General features: G+C 73.0%; 14 protein-coding genes and 1 pseudogene. 8 read left to right on the top strand and 7 right to left on the bottom strand.

What is annotated here, in order from left to right; genetic code table 11:
• The first annotated feature begins 46 nt into the window (after window positions 1-46).
• The 4 genes and pseudogenes from OO63_RS13560 (at window position 47) to OO63_RS13545 (ending at window position 4,418) form a co-directional block, all read left to right on the top strand.
• Window positions 47-397, top strand: a complete 351-nt coding sequence (locus tag OO63_RS13560) for a peptidase inhibitor family I36 protein (protein ID WP_234311090.1) — start codon at window positions 47-49, stop codon at window positions 395-397.
• A 113-nt stretch (window positions 398-510) separates the two neighbouring features.
• Window positions 511-1,963, top strand: a pseudogene (locus OO63_RS41440) (WGR domain-containing protein).
• 195 nt (window positions 1,964-2,158) lie between these two features.
• A complete protein-coding gene (locus tag OO63_RS13550; RefSeq protein WP_030357414.1) occupies window positions 2,159-3,298 on the top strand; it encodes a PQQ-dependent sugar dehydrogenase in 1,140 nt (379 codons plus the stop codon).
• Between the two features lie 139 nt (window positions 3,299-3,437).
• Window positions 3,438-4,418, top strand: a complete 981-nt coding sequence (locus tag OO63_RS13545; protein ID WP_030357415.1) for an NHL repeat-containing protein — start codon at window positions 3,438-3,440, stop codon at window positions 4,416-4,418.
• Here OO63_RS13545 and OO63_RS13540 read toward each other — a convergent pair.
• Complete coding sequence (locus tag OO63_RS13540; protein ID WP_169786609.1) at window positions 4,402-5,058, bottom strand: MerR family transcriptional regulator; 657 nt, start codon at window positions 5,056-5,058, stop codon at window positions 4,402-4,404. The two genes, OO63_RS13545 and OO63_RS13540, sit on opposite strands and share 17 nt — an antisense overlap.
• 94 nt (window positions 5,059-5,152) lie before the next feature.
• On the opposite strand from OO63_RS13540, the gene OO63_RS13535 reads away from it, so the two are divergent.
• From OO63_RS13535 to OO63_RS13525, 3 genes are read left to right on the top strand one after another with little or no spacing between them, the layout of a single operon-like run.
• Window positions 5,153-6,451 (top strand): flavin-containing monooxygenase, encoded by a 1,299-nt coding sequence (locus OO63_RS13535; protein ID WP_030357417.1) that lies wholly within the window; start codon window positions 5,153-5,155, stop codon window positions 6,449-6,451.
• 14 nt (window positions 6,452-6,465) lie between these two features.
• On the top strand, window positions 6,466-6,837 hold the full coding sequence (locus OO63_RS13530; RefSeq protein WP_030357418.1) for a DUF488 domain-containing protein: 372 nt from the start codon (window positions 6,466-6,468) through the stop codon (window positions 6,835-6,837).
• A gap of 13 nt (window positions 6,838-6,850) precedes the next feature.
• Complete coding sequence (locus tag OO63_RS13525; RefSeq protein ID WP_030357419.1) at window positions 6,851-7,306, top strand: nuclear transport factor 2 family protein; 456 nt, start codon at window positions 6,851-6,853, stop codon at window positions 7,304-7,306.
• Window positions 7,307-7,370: 64 nt separating this feature from the next.
• Here the strand turns inward: OO63_RS13525 and thrS are convergent, their stop codons facing one another.
• The 4 genes from thrS to OO63_RS13505 all read right to left on the bottom strand — a co-directional run bounded on the left by thrS (window position 7,371) and on the right by OO63_RS13505 (window position 12,591).
• Window positions 7,371-8,609 carry a threonine--tRNA ligase gene (gene thrS / locus OO63_RS13520; RefSeq protein WP_030357420.1) on the bottom strand — a complete coding sequence of 413 codons (1,239 nt, stop codon included), beginning with the start codon at window positions 8,607-8,609 and terminating at the stop codon, window positions 7,371-7,373.
• 226 nt (window positions 8,610-8,835) lie between these two features.
• Complete coding sequence (locus OO63_RS13515; RefSeq protein WP_030357421.1) at window positions 8,836-9,837, bottom strand: terpene synthase family protein; 1,002 nt, start codon at window positions 9,835-9,837, stop codon at window positions 8,836-8,838.
• Window positions 9,834-11,135, bottom strand: coding sequence for an FAD-dependent oxidoreductase (locus OO63_RS13510; protein ID WP_051810831.1), 1,302 nt, complete (start codon window positions 11,133-11,135; stop codon window positions 9,834-9,836). The genes OO63_RS13515 and OO63_RS13510 overlap by 4 nt, the downstream gene beginning before the upstream one ends.
• Entirely contained in the window at window positions 11,125-12,591 is a 1,467-nt protein-coding gene (locus OO63_RS13505) for a cytochrome P450 (protein WP_030357423.1), read from the bottom strand. The genes OO63_RS13510 and OO63_RS13505 overlap by 11 nt, the downstream gene beginning before the upstream one ends.
• A gap of 320 nt (window positions 12,592-12,911) precedes the next feature.
• Between OO63_RS13505 and OO63_RS13500 the strand changes: the two genes are divergently transcribed.
• A complete protein-coding gene (locus OO63_RS13500) occupies window positions 12,912-13,271 on the top strand; it encodes a DUF6204 family protein (RefSeq protein WP_030357424.1) in 360 nt (119 codons plus the stop codon).
• An 83-nt stretch (window positions 13,272-13,354) separates the two neighbouring features.
• Here OO63_RS13500 and OO63_RS13495 read toward each other — a convergent pair whose 3' ends face one another.
• Together OO63_RS13495 and OO63_RS13490 are read right to left on the bottom strand one after the other, a co-directional pair.
• Complete coding sequence (locus OO63_RS13495) at window positions 13,355-13,702, bottom strand: hypothetical protein (RefSeq protein WP_157853994.1); 348 nt, start codon at window positions 13,700-13,702, stop codon at window positions 13,355-13,357.
• Between the two features lie 179 nt (window positions 13,703-13,881).
• Window positions 13,882-15,168 carry a TolB family protein gene (locus OO63_RS13490; protein ID WP_051810830.1) on the bottom strand — a complete coding sequence of 429 codons (1,287 nt, stop codon included), beginning with the start codon at window positions 15,166-15,168 and terminating at the stop codon, window positions 13,882-13,884.
• Between the last annotated feature and the right edge of the window lie 136 nt (window positions 15,169-15,304).

Genomic DNA, 15,304 nt, shown 5'->3' with positions numbered 1-15,304 from the left:
CCTGGCGCGGGCGGTCGGCCCGGCCCTCACCGCTGCCGCCACCGCGGTGCCCGCCTCGACGGCGCACGCCTCCGACGGGTACGACCGGTGCCCCGACGGCCACTACTGCATGTTCTCGGGCCTCGACGGCACCGGCGACATGATCGCGCTCAGGGGAGACACCCCGGATCTCGCGTCCCTCGGCATGGACGACCGCGCCAAGTCGGACTGGAACCGCACGGCGTCGACCATCCACCTCTGGTCGGACGCCCGGTACGCGGGCTGCACGGCCGTGACGTCCTCCGGCCCGACCGGCAAGGGCAACTTCTTCCCCACCTACCGGGACTTCTTCAGCTCGGTGCAGTTCGACGGTCCCGGCGGCCCCAGCTGCGGCACGCCGCCCGGCGAGGGCGGCTGAGCGACGGGCCGGCCGCGCGGACCAGGGCGGGTCGTTGTCAGTGGCTCCTCCTACGGTGTGAGCAGTGGGGCCCGGCGGAGAAGCCGCGGGTCCGCCCTGGGGAGGGGTCTGCCATGCCTGCCGCGACCACGCTGTCGACGACGTACCTGGAGCTGTCGCAAGAGGGCGAGGGCGCGCACAAGTTCTACGAAGTGACCGTCGCCGACCAGACGGTGACGGTGCGGTACGGACGCATCGGCGCCGCCGGGCAGACGCAGACCACCTCGTTCGCCTCGGCGGCGAAGGCGCGGGCGGCGGCCGCGAAGAAGGTCGCGGAGAAGGTCCGCAAGGGGTATGCCCCGGCCGTGCCCGGGCTGCGCGCGCCCCGCGCGGTGACGCGGCGTCAGGTGGCGTCGGCGCCGTCCACCGCGCGGGCCGTCGCCCCGGTGCTTTGGCGCTTCCGCACCGGCTCGTCGGCGTTCGGCATCCACGTCGACGACGACCACTGCTGGGTGGGCAACCAGGCGGGGGATGTGTACACCCTGGACCACAACGGCGGCGTCCTCGCCCGCTTCCAGCTCCCGGACGGCGTGAAGTGCCTGGTCGCCGACGACTTCTGGATCTACGCGGGCTGCGACGACGGCAGCGTCTACGACCTGTCGTCGAAGCTGCCCTTCGCGGCGTACGACATCGCCGCCGACGTCGACATCTTCTGGCTGGACATCCACGAGGGCGTCCTGAACGTCTCGGACCGCGAGGGCCGCCTGACCGTCATCGACCACGAGGACGAGCACCAGTGGGCGCGCCGCAGCCAGGGCGAGCACGCCTGGATGGTCCGCGCCGACGACCGGGCGGTCTACCACGGCCACACCGGGGGGCGTCACCGCCTACGCACCCGACGGCGGCGGCGAGTTGTGGCACACGCCCACCCGCGGCGGCGTCCTGTTCGGCTGGCAGGAGGACGACGCGGTGTACGCGGGCACCGCCCACCGCGCGGTCCAGCGCCTGTCGAAGGCGACGGGCGCGGTCGAGGCCACGTACGCCTGCGACAGCCCGGTGTACTCGTGCGCCACCTCGCCGAGCGGCCGGTTCGTCTTCGCCGGTGACGCCGCGTCGTCCGTGTACTGCTTCGACCGGGACGGCACGCGCCTGTGGAAGCTCGGCACCGGCGGCGGCTCGGCCCTCTCGATGCAGTACCGCGACGGGCGGCTGTACTTGGTGACGACGGACAGCTCGCTCGTCTGTGTCGACGCGAGCGAGGCGGCCATCTCCGCGGCGCAGCAGGGCACGGTGCCGCAGCCGCGGGACGTCAAGCTGGCGGCGGCCCTGCCCACGTACGCACCGGCCACGACGGCGACCGCGGTGGCCACCGTCACCCGGGTCCCGGCGGGGGCGGTCGTCGTCGAGTGCGTCCAGGACGGCGGCAGGCTGCGCGTGCACGTGGTGTCCGAGGGCTACGACGGCTCCTGGAACGTGCAGTTCCCGCGCGCGATACGGCAGCCCGGGGCGCGCTATGTGGTGGACGCCCTGCACCCGGCCGCCGGTGGCTTCTACCGCGTGCGCGGGGACATCCGCCGGCTTCAGTGAGCCGCGGTGACCGGAACCGGAACAGATGGCGGTAGTTCTGGTCTACACCAACCATCCCCGTCCCAGTATTCTCATGCGTGGCCAGTTGCACACCATCCCCCACCCAGGTTGCGTGCTGGCACGGGCGACACCCCCTCACAACTGCCCCTAGCAGCTGGGTGACTTCCCCCATTCGCCGCCTCCAGGAGGATCACGGTGAAAGTTCGCACCAGAAGCTCGGCGATCGTCGGCACCCTCTGCCTCGTCGCCTCCCTCGCCCTCACCACGGCGTCCGCCGACGAGCCCGCCGCGTCGAAGCAGGCACCGAAGGTCACGCTCACGAAGGTGACCACGGCCAAGAATCCGATCGCCGGGACCGCGGGCCCCGGCGGCACCGTCTGGATAGCCGAACGCGCGGGCACCGTCCGGGTCCTGGACAGCGAGGGAGGCCTCAGCAACCCCGTCGTCGACATCACGAAGGAGACCACCACCGACGGCGAGCGCGGCCTCCTCGGCATCGCCTTCGACAAGAAGTTCGCGCACTTCTACATCTCGTTCACGAACCTCCAAGGCACCAGCACCATCGACGAGTTCGCCGTGCGGAAGGGCAAGATCCAGCCGCAGACCCGGCGCACCGTCCTCACCCAGACGCAGCCCTACTCCAACCACAACGGCGGTGACATCAAGTTCGGCCCGGACGGCTATCTGTACATCGCGTTCGGCGACGGCGGCTCGGGCGGCGACCCGCACGGCTACGGACAGAACCTCGACACGCTGCTCGGCAAGCTCCTGCGGATCGACCCCAGGGGCGCCAAGCCGTACGCGATCCCGAAGGACAACCCGTTCGTCGGCGACCCGAAGGCGAAGGACGAGATCTGGTCGTACGGGCTGCGCAACCCGTGGAAGTTCTCCTTCGACGCGGGCTCCGGCGACCTGCTGCTCGGTGACGTGGGCCAGAGCGCCTGGGAGGAGATCGACTGGTCCCCGGCGAGCAGCGACGGCGGCGAGAACTACGGCTGGTCCCGGATGGAGGGCACCCACCCCTTCCGGGGCGGCACGGAGCCCGCGAACCACGTCCGGCCGGTCTACGAGTACGACCGCACCGGCCTCGGCTGCTCGGTGACGGGCGGGTACGTGTACCGGGGCAAGGCGATCCCGGACCTCAAGGGCCAGTACCTGTACAGCGACTACTGCGACGGCACCGTCCGCGCCCTGAAGATGGAGAACGGCAAGGTGACCGGGGTGAGCGACCTCGGGGTCAACGGCGGTGAGGTCGTCTCGTTCATCGAGGGCGGCAACCGCGAGCTGTACGTCCTCGACATCGGTGGCAGCGTCTACCGCATCGACCGGGCGTAGCACTCGGGCGCGGGAGCTCGGCCTGTCGTCCGGTCGACAACCGGCGGCAGGCCGTTTCGACTACCGGCGGCAGGCCGTCTCGGCAACCGACGGCGGGCCGTTCTCTTCGCCGCGGCCCCGGCGGGGAAGGGTGTACGGCATGACAACCGATGATGTTTCCGGTGCCTCCCGTCGGACGATGCTGGGCGCCGGTGCGGCCGCGGCGGCGCTGGCCGCCCTCGGGCCGCTCGCGTCGACGGCCCGCGCCGGGACCGCGGGCGCCGCCTGGCCCACGGACTTCCCCCTGCCGAACGGCTTCCAGCCCGAGGGCATCGCCATCGGGCCCGGCGCGACCGCCTGGTTCGGCTCGCGGATCGGCGGGGACCTGTACCGCGCGAGCCTCGCCACCGGGCGCGGCGAGCGGATCCCGACCGGGGCGGACGGGATGAGCCTCGGCCTCAAGAGCGACGGGCGGGGCCGGCTGTTCGTCGCCGGGGGCTTCACCCGCGAACTGCGCGTCGTCGAGGGCCGCACCGGCCGCGTCCTCGCCGCGTACGAGGTCGGCACGCCGAAGACCGTCGTGAACGACGTCGTCCTCACGCCCCGCGCGGCCTGGTTCACCGACTCCACCCAGCAGCAGCTGTACGGCCTGCCGCTCGGACCCCGCGGCGAGCTGCCCCCGGCGCGGGAGATCGTGACGCTGCCCCTGGTGGGCGAGTGGGTCTCGGCGCCCGCCGACGGCTTCACGACCAACGGCCTCGAACGGACGCCCGACGGCCGCGGCCTGCTCGTCATCAACGTCCACGCCCACGGCGGCAGCCTCTACCGCGTCGACCCGCGGACCGGCGACACCCGCCGGGTCGACCTCGGCTCCAGCAAGCTCCCCGACGGCGACGGCGCCCTCCTCCTCGGCCGCACGCTCTACGTCGTCCAGCAGGTCCAGAACGCCGTGGACGTGTTCCGCATGCACCCCACGGGCCTGCGCGGCTCGGCCCTCGCCCGGATCACCGACGCCCGCTTCCGCATCCCCACCACCGTGGCCGCGTTCGGCGACCGTCTCTATCTGCCCAACTCCCGCTTCACGGAGGAGACCACGCCCTCGACGCCGTACAACGCGGTGGCGGTCAGGCAGGTGCGCTAGTCCGGTCGCTCTGACGGCCCCGGTAGGCGCGCTGCCGGCACGCGCGTGAGCAGTACGTCCGGGGCCGCCCGCGCGGGGACCGTGTCAGCGGTCCCCGGCAGCCGGGACAGAGCCCCGGGTTTCTGTCACGCGCAGGGCGCTCCGCCGCCGGATTTACGTCACGGGCCGACGCGCCCTCGTGCCGCTCTCCGCCACTGCGGGCCGTGCGTGCGGCGGTGACGAGGTCGGTGGCGGCGACGCGACCCCGGGGAGTGCGCGCGGACAGCTCGCCCTCCAGGACGGGGCACTCGGCCATGTCGTCGTCCGTGCAGCTCAGGAGGTGGCGGAGGTAGTCCCGCGCGGCCGTCAACTCCTCGATCCGCTGTTCCAGCTGCGTGATCTGGGCGCCGACCGTGCCCTGCCAGGCGCTGTTCGTGGACTTCCCCGAGGTGACGACGGCCGCCTGGTCCAGCGGCATCGCCCCGACCACACAGCACAGATAGGCGACGCCGATGCGGCGCAGGTCGGGGTCGCCGTAGCGCCGCTTGCCGCCGTCACGGGCGGGCGGATTCAGCACGCCCCGGCGCTCCCACCACCGCACCGTGGACGGCGCGAGGCCGTACAGCGCCGCCGCTTCACCGATGGAGACCGCACCAGGCATCACAACTCCCGTTGACATCAAGCCGACTTCACGAGGCAAGGTTCAGGTAAGGCAAGCCTAAGTAGCCATGTCCTCGCAACAGAAGGGGTCTGTCATGACTGCCATCGAGTACGCGGAAACCGTCGTCATCGGCGCCGGGCAACAGGGGTGCGGGACGGCCGCCGCCCTGCAGGAGCTCGGCCGGGACGCGCTCGTCCTGGAGCGGGCGGAGATCGGTCAGGCCTGGGCGCACGAACGGTGGGACAGCCTGCTCGTGGGCAGCGGAAACCGCTCGGTCCGCTTTCCCGGCTGGGACTACGACGGCGACGACATCGACGGCTTCATGTCGGGGCGGGAGCTGGCGGACCACTTGCGCCGGTACGCCAAGGAACGCGAGCTGCGCGTCCGGGAGCACACGCCCGTGCGGCAGGTCGAGTGCCCGCCGGACGCCGACGACCGCGACGACGTGCGGTTCCGGACCCATCTGGCCGCGGGCGGCGTCGTCGAGTCCCGCAACCTCGTCGCCGCGGTGGGCGGTTACGCGGCGCCCCGTGTGCCCGGGCTCGCGTCCGCGATCGACCCGGCCGTGCGCCAGCTGCACTCGCGCGACTACCGCAACCCCGGGTCCCTGCCGGACGGAGCCGTCCTGGTCGTGGGCGCGGGCATCAGCGGCCAGCAGATCGCCGACGAGCTCGTGGACGCCGGGCGCGCGGTCTTCCTCTCGGTCGGCAGGCACCGGGCGTGGCCGCGCCGCTATCGGGGCCGGGGGCTGCATGAGTGGATGTTCGCCCTCGCCCTGTACGAGGACTTCGTCACGGTGGGCGCGGGCGGCACGTCCGTGCTGCCCGGCCTGCCGGTGACCGCCGTGCGGGACAAGAGCGGCGACCTCAACCTCGCCACCCTGGCGGCGAAGGGAGTCGTCCTCGTCGGCTCCGCGCGGGCGGTGGACGGGGGAAGCCTCCTCCTAGAGGACAATGTCGTCGCCGTCGCGGAGGAGTCCGCACGCTCCTTCCGGGAGGCGACGGACCTCATCGACACCCGCATCCGGCAGCGGGGTTTCGTGGCCCCTGAGGAGCACCCCGCACCGGTCGTCGACATGGACCGCATCGCCGGTTTCGGCGAGCGACTGGACCTGGCACGGCATCGCGTCACGAGCATCGTCTGGTGCACCGGTTTCGGGCCGGACTACCGCATCCTGCCCGCGCACGTGCTCGACGAGCACGGCGCGCCGCTCCAGCAGAAGGGTCTTCTCGGCGCGCTTCCCGGCCTGTACTACGCCGGGCTCCCGGACGGGAACTCGCTCGCCCCGGTCGCCATCTCGGCCAGCGTCGAGAACGGGCGGTTCATCGCCCGCCAGATCCACATCGACCACGTCCTGCGGTCCGGCACCTCCGCGTCCGTGATCACTCCCTGACGCACAATGCGGACATGACGACCAAGCGCTCCCTCGACATCCAGGTCAAGCGGATCTACGACTCCCCAGCACCGGACGACGGCTCCCGCGTCCTCATCGACCGGCTGTGGCCCCGCGGCGTGTCGAAGGAGCGGGCCGGTCTCGACGCCTGGGAAAAGGAACTCGCCCCGTCGGACGAGCTGCGACGCTGGTACAGCCATGACCCCGACCACTACGACGAGTTCGCCGCGCGCTACCGGCAGGAGCTCGCGGAACCGGCCCGCGCCGCGGAGCTCGACCGGCTCCGCGCGCTCGCCCGCGCGGGCCGGCTCACCCTCCTGACGGCCACCAAGGACCTCCCGCACGGGCACGTGCGGGTCCTGACGGACGTCCTGACCTCCAGCTGACCGAGGAGCCACCGTGTCCCGGACACCGCAGCAGATCTTCGAGAGCTACGTCCACGCCGGCGCGCTCACCCGGAACGCCGCCGCCCTGGCCGAGCAGTTCACCGAGGACGGCGTCTTCGAGCTGCCGCTGATGCCGCCCGGGGCCGCGCTCCCCCGGAGGATGGTGGGACGCGAGGACATCCGCGACGCGATGGCGGCGTACTACGAACGGCAGGCGAAGGACCAGCGTGCGCCGAATCTGGAGAAGTCCGGGTTCGTGCTGCACACCACCGCCGACCCCGACGTGTTCATCGCCGAGATCGACACGGTCTTCGACGGAGACGGAGACGGAGATGAGGAAGGAGGTGCGGCCGACGAGGGAGGCTCGGGCGGGCGGGACGTGACCGTCTCCCTCGTGCAGATCTTCCGGATCCGCGACGGGAAGATCGCGCGACTGCGTGACTACTTCGCACCCGAGCTGACGGGCTGAGGGTCCGCCGACCCGCGTCGGCGGACCCCTCGGCCCGGACCACCGCCAGCCCGGGCCGCCCGTGCTAAGAACCGTCCTCGTCCGCCCACAACTCGGTGCTGTGGGCCTCCACGAGCGCGCCGACACGGGCGAGGACGTCGGCCGCGGGGCGCGGGGCGAGGCGGCGGCCGTCCCGCAGACGCAGGGCGACATGGTCGTCGGCGGCCTCCTTGGCGCCGACGACGGCCTGGTACGGGACCAGGCGGGCCGCCCTGATCCGGGCCCCGAGGCTGCCCCGCTCCGGCCCGGCGACCTCGGCGCGCAGGCCGCGGGCGGCGCAGCGCCCGACGAGCGCGTCGGCGTTCGGCACCTCGCTCTCGGAGACCGGCAGGACGACCAGTTGGGTGGGCGCGAGCCAGGCAGGGAAGGCGCCGCCGTGCTGCTCGATGAGGTGGGCCACGGCCCGCTCGACGCTGCCGATGACGCTGCGGTGCACCATCACCGGGCGGTGTTTGGCGCCGTCCGCGCCGATGTAGTGCAGGTCGAACCGCTCGGGCTGGTGGAAGTCGACCTGGACGGTGGACAGGGTGGACTCGCGGCCCGCGCTGTCGGCGACCTGGACGTCGATCTTGGGCCCGTAGAACGCGGCCTCGCCCTCGACCGCCTCGTAGGGCAGCCCGGAGCGGTCGAGGACCTCGATCAGCAGGGCGGTGGACCGCCGCCACAGCTCGGGCGCGGCGACGTACTTCCCGCCGGGGCCCGGGAGGGAGAGCCGGTAGCGGGCGGGGGTGAGGCCGAGCGCCCGGTGGGCGGCGCGGATCATCTCCAGCGCCCCCTGCGCCTCCTTCTCGACCTGGTCGAGAGTGCAGAAGATGTGGGCGTCGTTGAGCTGGATGGCCCGAACCCGGGTCAGACCGCCGAGGACACCCGACAGCTCCGCGCGGTACATCCCACCCAACTCAGCCATGCGCAGCGGCAGTTCGCGGTAGCTGTGCGAGCGCGAGCGGTAGATCACCGCGTGGTGCGGGCACAGGCTCGGCCGCAGCACGACCTGCTCTCCGCCGATGTCCAGCGGTGGGTACATGTCGTCGCTGTAGTGCGACCAGTGCCCGGAGATCTCGTACAGCTCGCGTTTGCCGAGCACCGGCGAGTACACGTGCCGGTATCCCGCCCGGCGTTCGGCGGCACGGATGTACTCCTCAAGGGCGTGCCGTACGGCCGCGCCGTCGGGCAGCCAGTACGGCAGGCCCGCGCCGATCAGCGGGTCGGTGTCGAAGAGGTCGAGCTCGCGGCCGAGCCTGCGGTGGTCGTGGGCGGTGGTCATCGGGGGTCTCCTCACTGATGGCGGAGCGAGTGAGGAGCCGCACGACGAAGCCCCGGGGCACTCGCCCCGGGGCTTCGCTTCGGATCAGCTGTCAGCGCGCCGGGACTCTGTCCGGCGTCGTCGTCACTGCGGCGCGCTTCATGCCGGTCACCGTAACAGAGCCACCGGTGACGGTGCCCGGCGGTTTCGCCGCCGGACCGGGTGTCGGCACCGGGGGCGGGCGCTCTCAGGCGGCGTAGCGGTTGGCGCGCACCGACCAGTCGAGGTTCCCCCGCATCCAGGCCTTCATGCCGTCGGACAGCAGGGCGAGCGCCGACTGCTCGGCGTCGGTGACGCCGCTCCAGTGCTCGCACATGCGCCACAACTCGGCTTCGGCGTCGAGGAATTCCTCGATGTCGCGGTCGACGGCGCGGTAGACGTGGTCGATGGCGCCCTGCGTGTCCAGGCCGAGCTCCCGTCGTACGACCACGATCCCGTTGTTGGTGTCGCCGATGCCCAGCTCCTTCCGCAGGGACACGACGTCGTTGACCCACGCCACGACGTCGGTGGCCTTGCCGAACATCGTCCGCAGCTGGCGGGTCTCGTGCAGCAGCGACGGGACCTCCCGCCCCGTCGCGTACTCCAGGAGGTCCAGGCACGCGGTCACCGAACTCGACGCGCGGCGCAGTTCGGCGTACGCGCGGAGCCCGGGCGGGAGGCCTTCGCGCCGGTGCATGCGCTCGTGGCGGAACGCCGTCAGGAAGTGCGCGACGTGGGTGGCGAAGCGCATGCGCCACCAGCGGCTCAGCTGCGGGGCGATGTGCCGCCAGAGGCGGGCCAGTTCGCGGGCCAGCGGGGCCTCGTGGTGACGGATGTGTCCCCGCGGCTCCACCGGAAGGGCGTCGATGATCTCCTCGGTGAGGGTGTCGGGGTACTCCTCGCCCTGGACGTCGAGGCGGTCGTAGTAGTCGTCGATGACGAAGAGCCAGGAGATCCAGCCGGCCAGCGGGGCCGCCCGGTCGGGCCGGAGTCCCGGGTAGCAGGACGTGATGAGGTCGCCCACGGCGGCGTCGCCGAGCCGCTTGTGGGCGGATGCGTCCTCCAGGAGGCCGCACGCGTCCGCCCAGTGCCGGACCAGGTCGTCCAGGCGGTGGCCGTCCGGCTCGGTGCGGGACGGCAGTCGGTACAGGAGGTGGTCGGGGCCCGGGAAGATCCGCAGCGCGTCCAGGTCGTCGTACGGGAGCGTCATGGCCGCGCGCCGCCCCTTCTGGTCCGCGGGGACGGCGCGAGCAGCGTGAGGGGGGACGCCGTCATGTGCTGTACGGCGAGGAACCTCCGGTACAGCTCGGGGTCCTCGGGGACGCGGCGCAGCAGGCGTGCCAGGTAGCGGCGCGCGAGCAGGGCCGCGACGGGGGCGCGCTCGGGGCGCCAGCCCAGGTCGAGGCTGGTCGACAGGTACCAGGGCAGGAGCAGGGTCCGGGCGGAGCGGCGCTGGAAGTGCCCGCAGGCGGCCGGTCCGTGGGCGTCGAGCATGCGGGCCAGGAGGACGGCCTGCTGTGCGGCGACGGTCATGCCGTGTCCGTACAGGGGGTTGAGCACGCACAGGGCGTCGCCGAGCACCGCGAGGCCGCGGGGCCAGGGGCGGATCCGGTCGTAGCGGCGCCACTGACCGCCGAGCCCGCCGTAGCGGTAGATGGCGCCCAGGGGCTCGGCGTGGCTGACGACGTCCTTGATGTGGGGGTTCGCGAGGGAGGCCGCGTACGCGCTGAACCCCGCGGGGTCGGTGGGCGCCGACTGCCCGTCCGCGCCGAACAGGCACACCAGCCACCGCTCGTCCTCCAGCGCGACGACGGTGCCGCCGCGCCTCGCGGTCGGCGCGAGGGTGGCCTGCAGGGACGCCTGCCAGGGTGGCGGGGACGCGGTGTCGCGCCGGTAGACGCGGGAGGTGTACGAGAGGTTGCCGTCGACGCGGAGCAGGTCGGGCGCGGGGAGGCCGCCGGCCAGGAGGCCCGCGGGGAGGCGCGAGGTGCGGCCGGTGGCGACGACGACCAGGCGGGCGGGGTGCAGGGCGTCGTCGTCGGTCCGTACGCCGATGACGTGGTCCCGCGCCGCGTCGAGGACCACGCGCGCCACCCGGGTCCGGTCGAGCAGGCGAACCCGGGGGCGCGCGAGGACGCGTCGTCGCAGCGCGGCCTCCAGCAACGGGCGGCTGAAGGTCTGCAGGGCGAGGTCCGTGTGGACGCGCGGCGACCATCCGGCCGGGTACAGCATCGGGAACTGCCCGAAGTCGGACACCGGGGCGCCCGCGTCCCGCAGTTCGGCGCGCAGCCCCGGGAAGAGGTCCTCCAGGAGTTCCGCGCCCCGGGCCAGGAGCGCGTGCGGGTGACGGCTCTGCGGGGTGCCGCGGCGGTGCTCCGGTGCGGCGGTGAGGTCGTCCTGCTCCAGGACGACCACCTCGTCGAAACGGTCGGCGAGGACGCGGGCGGCGACGAGGCCGGCGTAGCCGCCGCCGACGACGAGGGCGCGCTCGTTCCCCTCAGACGTCATGGCCGGCACGCCGGTTGAGCTCCAGGCGGAGCCTGCGGGGGCGGTAGAAGGCGGCGAGGGGCACCGGGCGGATGTCCGCCCCCGGCGCGCAGCCGATGGACCAGTGGCTCGCGACCGCGGTGAGGGCGAGGACGCACTCGGCGACGCCGAAGGTGTCCCCGATGCACTTGCGCGGCCCGGTGCCGAATCCGGCGAACGCCCCGCGCGGCAGCCCCGAGGTGCGCTCCGGCAGCCACCGGTCGGGGTCGAAGTCGGCGGCCCGCCGGAAGATGCCGGTGTTCCGGTGCACCGGGACCGGGCTGATGACGACCGTGGTGCCCGCCCGCAGATGCCGCCCGGCCAGGGTGACGTCCGCCGTCGTGACCCGCGTGAACAGCCAGCCCGGGGGATACAGGCGGATCGTCTCCGTGATGACGCGGTGGGTGTGGGGCAGGCGCGGGAGGTCGTCCCAGCGGGCCGGTCGGCCGCCGAGCACGGCGTCGGCCTCCTCCTGGAGCCGGCGCTGGGCCGCCGGGTTCCGGGCCAGCAGATACATCGCCCAGGTGAGGGTGGACGCCACGGTCTCGCTGCCCGCCGCGAGCACGGTGACGACCTGGTCGTGGATCTCGGCGTCGGCCGCTCGTCCGTCGGCGCCGGTCGCGCCCGCCGCGCCGTCGCCCGTGCCCGCGCCGCCCGTACCCGTGCCACCCGTACCCGCGTCGGCGTCTCCCGTGCCCGGGTCGGCAGCGCTCCTCCGGGACGCGAGCAGCACCGACAGGACGTTCCGCGCGTCCTCCTCCCCTGACTCCCCTGACTCCCCCGCCGTGGAGTCCCGCAGCACGCGGTCCACGATGCCGTTGAGGTTCCGCAGGGCACGCTGGTGCCGGAGGTTCGCGGGCAGCGGCAGGCGCAGCAGGGCCGGGGGCATGAACATCTGCCGGAAGAATCCGCTGAACGCGATGTCGAAGGAGTGCTGGATGTCCGCGACGACCGCGTCGGTGACCCGGGTCGAGAAGAGCGTGCGCGTCACGGTCCGCAGGGCGAGTGCGTAGAGCACGGGATACGCGTCGATGATCTCGGCGTCGCCCCAGGAGTCGGTCAGCGCCCGCACTTCCTGTTCCATGGTCGTCGCGTAGGCCTCGAGGCGCGTGGGGTGGAACGCGGGCTGGAGCAGCCGTCGTTGCCGCCGGTGGTCCTTGTGCGCGCAGGTGGCCACACCGTTCCCGGCCATGGCCCGGGCCCGGTCGTAGTACTTCCCGCCCTTGTCGAAGGTGCGGTCGTCGGTCAGGGTCTGCCGCAGCAGCTCGGGGTGGCACGGGACGTACACCCGCGTCGGGCCGAGCCTGATCTCCACCAGATCGCCGTGGGCCGGCAGGGAGGTCAGGAACTCGATGGGCCGTCGCATCAGGGGCCAGACGTGCCCGAGGCCGGGCAGTGCGCCGGGAGCCGTACCGGTGGTGAAGGGCTGACTGGACATGTTTCCCTCCTGCCGACGGACAGGCATCCCACTCAACTCAGCCTGTGCCAGGGCAACAAGGCGCCCCGCGGGGCGCATCGATCACCGTCGGCGCGGGGCGGCCCGATCGGCGGGGCCGGAACACGCCGCGTACAGAACCGCTCCTTCCGCACTTCCGTACGCCGGACGGGCCCCGCACTCCAGCGGGCTCGGCGTACTTGGCGAAGGAGCTGGTCACAGGGCGTTGGGGCGGGGACTGGGGGCCCGGGGCCGGGGGCCGGGGGCCCGGGGCCGTCGAAAACGCGGTGGAGTCCCGGTGGGCCCGTGTCTAGGGTCGGGCCATGAGCACTCGCACCTTCCGCGTCACCGTCCGCGGCGTCTTCGACGGGCTGAGCGGCGACCAGCGGGCCGAACTCCTGGCCCGTGCCGCGGAGCACGACATCCTGCGCGCGGCCTTCACCCCCGAGGGGCACCTCAGCTACGACCTGGCCTCCCGGCCCGCCTTCACCTTCCGGTTCCTCGACTCCGGCGAGGCGGAGGAGGACATCCTCGACGCGACCGAGCACGCCGAGGAGACGGCGAAGGCATGGCTGGCCGAGCGCGGCTACGGCTACAAGAATCTGCGGTCCCAGGCCGAGGACCTCTCCCAGGCTCCCCTGGGCAAGAGGCAGCGCCGGGAGGCGGCCCGCACCCAGGGCTGAGCACACGCGACCCGCACGGCACGCCGGGGCCTGCTTCCTTCGGGCGTCCCCGGAACGTGCGGGTCGGTCAGCTCCCCCGGAACCTACGGCGTCGGCACGCCGGTGTCCCAGAGGAGTTCCGCCACCAGGAACCGGCACGTCCAGCGCCGCCTGCTGCGCACGCCCTCCGTGATCATCATGAAGCCGTCGACGGTGCGGTAGAGCTGCGTCCGCTTCCGGTTCCAGGGGTGCTCGGGCACGTAGTGGCGGGCCCGGTCCGCCAGCATGGCGAGCGCCTGCTCCCGGGTCCCGACGCACTCCCCGAGGAGGTCGGTGCCCCAGAAGCCGCCGCCGGTCGCGGTCTCGTGCCGCTCGACGATCAGATGCCACGTCGACTGGGGCGCCTGCGGGCTGCCCACCGGCGGCTGCGGAGTCCCTTGGGGCATGTTCACGGTCTCGCCTCTCCCCTCACCTCCGCGGCGGCGTCCGGGCACCGCCGTCCGCCGCCGCGCGCGCTGTCACCTGGCTGATCGCTCCGTAGAGCATCACCCGGGGAGATCACACGCCGACCGCCGTCCCGTCACGGGCCTGCCACAGGAACGGCCGCGACCCCACCGCCCGCCACGGCCGTTTACCGCTTCTTGCGTACGAACACGAACACGTCCGCGACCCCGTTGGTGTCGTCGGCCACGAAGTTCGCGCTGTCGAACCCGGAGAAGACGACGGTCCGCGCGGCGGCGTCCGTCCGCGCGTCGATTGCGTTGCCGGGCCGTCCGTCCTTGTCGGGCGAGACCAGGACGTTGGAGCCGGTGCGCAGGTCACGGACGTACTCGGCGTCCTCGACGGTGAGGATCGGCCAGGTGTCGAGCAGCAGCTTCGACCCGTCAGCGGACACCCCGTCCACGGAGAGCACGCCTTCGGGTCCTGGCAGCACCGCGTCGACCCGCTTGAGGGTGCCGGTGCGCAGGTCGCACACGAAGGGGTTGTGGCTGCTGTTCGGGTCGCGGCCGGGGACCAGGTTCGAGGCGCTGGAGTCGAAGGCGAGGGTGGATCCGTCGGCGCTGAACAGCGGGTTGACGGCCGCGCCGTCGGCGGGGCTGCCGTCGTGGGGGGTGTCGATCTGGGTCTCGCCACCGGTGCCACGGTCGTGGACGTAGATGTCGGACCAGTCGCCGCGCGGCGGGGTGCCGTGCGTGTACTGGTAGGCGACGCGCTGTCCGTCCGCGCTCAGGGTCGGGGTGCGCAGGCCCAGGAAGGTCTCGTCCTGCTCGGCGGGGAAGCTGACGAGTTCGGTGCGCTGCGCGCGCAGGTCGCGCACATAGACGGCCTGGGCGCCGGTGCGGGTCGAGTCGGTGCCGAGGACGGCGAACGCGACCGTGCGGCCGTCGGCGGAGACGGTCGGCGCGTGGGCGTCGATGTGCTGCATCGGGAGGTCCACGTCGGCGCGTTCGGTCCCGCCCTTCCACAGGTCCCGGACGAAGACGGCGGTGCCCTCGTCGTCGCGGATCGTGTAGGCGACGTACCGGCCGTTCGCGCTGAGCGTCGGCGAGGAGATCTCGCCGTGGGGGTCGACCACCCGCCGGAGCTCACCGCCGCGCAGGTCCCGTACGAACAGGTCGGACCGGTCGTTGGTGTCCCCGGCGACGAGGTTGGTGGCCTGCGACATGAACGCGACCACACGGCCGTCGGCGCTGACGACGGGGCGGCCGGAGGGGCCGTCGGCCTGACCGCCGTCGGTGGCGGCGCTGAGCAGTCGGGTGGTCCCGGCGGCCACGGCGGGCCCTCGGGGTGCCGGGGCGTCGGCGGGTGCGGCGGCGGCCGTGGGCAGGGCCCCGGCCGACAGTAAGACGGCGAGCGCGCCCGCGCCCGCCGTCCGTACGAATCCGCCACGTCTCTTGAGCGGGCCGGTTCCGGCCATGTGTTCCCCCCACGGAGCGCGGGCCCCGGCCCGGTGCCGGGGCCCCTCGGGGATGCAAGCGCACACCGGGCGGACGGTCAATCGGTCGGACCGCGTGCGACTCCGTACACGTACGGGAAGTTCCGGCGGCCGGGCA

The organism is Streptomyces alboflavus (assembly GCF_000716675.1).
In the GTDB taxonomy this organism is placed as follows: domain Bacteria; phylum Actinomycetota; class Actinomycetes; order Streptomycetales; family Streptomycetaceae; genus Streptomyces; species Streptomyces alboflavus.
This window is presented reverse-complemented; position numbering and strand designations above follow the sequence as displayed.